Genomic DNA, 3053 nt, shown 5'->3' with positions numbered 1-3053 from the left:
GCCGCCCTGCCAGCCCTCGGCCTTCAAGGCCGCCATCACATCCGCCAGCCCCTCGGCCATGTCCACCTGCTCGGTAGCGGCCTGGCAAACCAGCCGCATATCGTCGTCCACCCGCCGCAACACCGCCGCGCGCAGCGAAAAACCGTCGGTTTCGCACACCAACAGCTGCGAAGGCTTGGCAAAAGGAAATAGGCGTTTAAATTTCATGAGTGTTTTCTTTTCTCGTTCCCGCGCTCCCGCGTGGGAATGCAGACCGGCGAGTCCGCGCCGGTATCGGGTCCATATCCAGATTCGAGCGCCGTATGGGTTCCCACGGAGACCGTGGGAACCATGGCAATGGGGCACAAGCCGCTTGCCGGAAACGCCTGTCCGGCGCTTGACGCGCTAACAGGCTTATTCCGGCCTACTTCGAAATGTGTATAACTAAATAGAAATGCATACCGGCCACATTGAAGGGCGGCGCGCGAACTGGACTGATGGATTCGACCGTAGGCCGGAATAAGCCCGCCCAGCGTCAGCAAGGGCGGGTGTTTCCGGCAAGCGGAGATCAAGGAAACCGGGACATTACGGTTTTTTGGCGACTGCGGAGGGCTAAGTATTAACGGCATAAAGTCACGGTATGATCCAATCCAGGTTCGGGTTCAGGTTTTGTCGGGGTGTCACGGCAAAAGCGCGGATATTGCCGGTGTTGGGGACGTCATCGGTCGGTTCACATTTCCCGTCAAAAATCACATAATCATCCGGGGCGCCGGTTGCGGGTACTTCATAACAAACCACAGCATACGCGCGCATGCCGATAGCTATTTGCGGTGTCGTGTTTAGAGTGAAATTAACGGTTTTGCTATTCCCCGCCAAAACGGACTCAGCGGTTAAGTCCAAATATGAATTTGAGCCGTCATCGGCGTCAATGGCAGTTGTTAAATCGGACAGATAGACTCGCAATAGAAGTTTTTGATTTGAGCTTGTTGGCGGTAAATTCCCGCCGCTCTGATTCTTAAACGTCACGTTCACCGTGGCCGGCAGTTGCACCTGCCAATCGTTACCGATCACCAAGGGATTCGGCCGGTTGGCCGCGACCGCATCGGTAATAAGCCCCGGCGGATAAGTTTGCGTGCCGTCCAGACCGAGACTTTGTATCCGCAAAATCGCCGCGTCGTCCGCTACCGCCGTGAGGTCTTCGTCCGTTTCGTACAATTGCCAGACCCAACCGGAGTTCAGGGCATCTTCGACAAGCGTCGCGCCCTGATTGCCGTAGCCGTCGCGAAAACGCAAGGCTCCGTTTCGTTCCGGCAGCACTTGCAGATAAGGACCGTGCCAACCGGAGGCATGGCCGGTGGTGGCGTCGACGTTCCATGCCGCGATGCTGACAGTATCGTCGCACGGCGATGCAAAGGTTCTGGGGTCGGTAGCCGGGGTTATCTCATCCCCCAATTCCAGCAATTCCGCCAAACACAACGGCAAGCGCCCCATATCGGCCGCAAAGCCGCCGATCTCCGGCGCGCTGTTCACGGTACGGGTGGGGTCGCCGACGATGGCCTTGCGGATCAGTTCCATGCGGCGCTTGGTATCGTCGTACTTGCTTTGCTCTTCCACGCCGTCGGTCAGCATCAGGCCGGTGGACGCCACCAGCGCCATCAAAAAAATCACCAGCAGCATTTCCAGCAGGGTGAAGCCTCGGGCCGTATGCGTTCCCACGGCGGACCGTGGGAACCAGGAATAGCAACACACTTTCATGCTCCGGCTACCTCAGTAAACACAGCACGAGATCGTCGCCGACTGCATCGCAGGGGTTGGCGGCATTTTGACCGTCGAAAACGCCGTTCGGGCCGAAACTCACCAGCCGGGCCGTATCGGCCGGTTCTGTAAAGGTCGCGTCGTCCCAATTCGGATCGTCCGCCGTCAGGCATTCATATTCGCCGGAAGTCACATCCAAGGCGCCGCCCGCGCCGGCTTTACAACGATAGGCCGGGCGAAAATCCAGTTCGGGATACAGCAGCACAAAGCGCCGCCCCCAGCCGTCGGCAAGACCGGCATCTTTCAGATAAGGCCCGTTCCAGCCGCGCTTGGTATCCGGATTCCATAACAAACCCATAAAACCGGTGTCGGTGTCGTCATAGGGAAATTTCAATAACAGGCTCAAGGCATCGTCTTGCTGGCCGGCAAAGCCGTTACGGCACCAAGTTTGATAATCGGCCAAGCTTGAGGTTGCCGGCAAGCCGGCAAAATTCAGCCGACTGATGCCGGCGGCGTCGGGCGCATAAGCGCCGTCCCAGTAAACCCGGCAGGGGAACTCGCCGGTATCGCGGCGAAACTGCAGTAAGGCCTGGCGGATTTGCGCCATTTCGAAGCGGGTGACGTCGTCGCGGCCCTGTTCCGGCACGCCCTCGTAAGCCATGGTCGCCACCCCGGCCAGAATGCCGAGCAAGGCGATGACCAGCAACAGCTCCATCAGGGTGAAGCCGGCTTGGGACACGGGGTACGCGCTGGGTACCCTAGCGTTGTTCCGCGCGGCCGTCATTGCGAGGTTGCCTGCTTGACCTTGGCCTTGAGGCCAGCCGGCAGGTTGGCTTGCAATTGCGGATTGACCACCGGCAACAGCCGCGCCATCAGCACGTCGATACGCGGCCCGGCATAGGCCTGGATGCGCAATAACTCTTGGGCGAAAGCAATCGCACCGCTCGGATAGGCCGCCAAGGCTTTATCGATGGTTTGGCGGGCATTGGCCTTGTCGTCGTTTAAAGCTTGCAGCAAGGCCAGACGATAGACCAGGCTTTGGGTAGGCGTAAAGCGCACGGCGGCTTCGGCCAGCACCAGCAGTTGCTCGCGCATGGCCGGATTTTCCGGGTGGCCGGTCAGGGTGAACACCACCGGGATGTAGGGTTTCAACAGCGGCGCGGTGTCCGGAATTTGCTGGCAAATATCGATCAACGCTTGTTCGCTTTGCGGCGTTTGCTTGGCCATGGCATTCAACAAGGCCAATTCCATGCGGGTGTATTGCCATTCGTGCGCCACGGCCGCAGCCAACGCCAGCGACACCAAGCCGCCGGCCAGCG

At 59.2% G+C, this 3053-nt stretch carries 4 protein-coding genes; all 4 read right to left on the bottom strand.

Annotated features, from left to right (window positions below; all coding sequences use genetic code 11):
* Positions 1 to 207, bottom strand: a 207-nt coding sequence (locus NP596_RS20750; protein WP_256617292.1) for a hypothetical protein, incomplete at its 3' end; no start/stop codon positions are given.
* Positions 208 to 612: 405 nt separating this feature from the next.
* A complete protein-coding gene (locus tag NP596_RS20745) occupies positions 613 to 1734 on the bottom strand; it encodes a type II secretion system protein (protein ID WP_256617291.1) in 1122 nt (373 codons plus the stop codon).
* A gap of 7 nt (positions 1735 to 1741) precedes the next feature.
* Positions 1742 to 2518, bottom strand: a complete 777-nt coding sequence (locus NP596_RS20740; protein WP_256617290.1) for a type II secretion system protein GspG — start codon at positions 2516 to 2518, stop codon at positions 1742 to 1744.
* Positions 2515 to 3053 (bottom strand): Wzy polymerase domain-containing protein (locus NP596_RS20735; protein ID WP_256617289.1); only part of this gene is annotated, 539 nt, incomplete at its 5' end. The genes NP596_RS20740 and NP596_RS20735, both read right to left, overlap by 4 nt.

This window comes from Methylomonas rivi (assembly GCF_024505165.1).
Classification (GTDB): Bacteria; Pseudomonadota; Gammaproteobacteria; order Methylococcales; family Methylomonadaceae; genus Methylomonas; species Methylomonas rivi.
Note: the sequence above shows the minus strand (reverse complement) of the source record. Positions and strands in the feature narration are given on the sequence as shown.

Bases quoted from the DNA above. Each gene is read 5' to 3' on its own strand.
- NP596_RS20745 (WP_256617291.1), bottom strand. From the start codon at position 1,734: ATGAAAGTGTGTTGCTATTCCTGGTTCCCACGGTCCGCCGTGGGAACG.
- NP596_RS20740 (WP_256617290.1), bottom strand. From the start codon at position 2,518: ATGACGGCCGCGCGGAACAACGCTAGGGTACCCAGCGCGTACCCCGTG.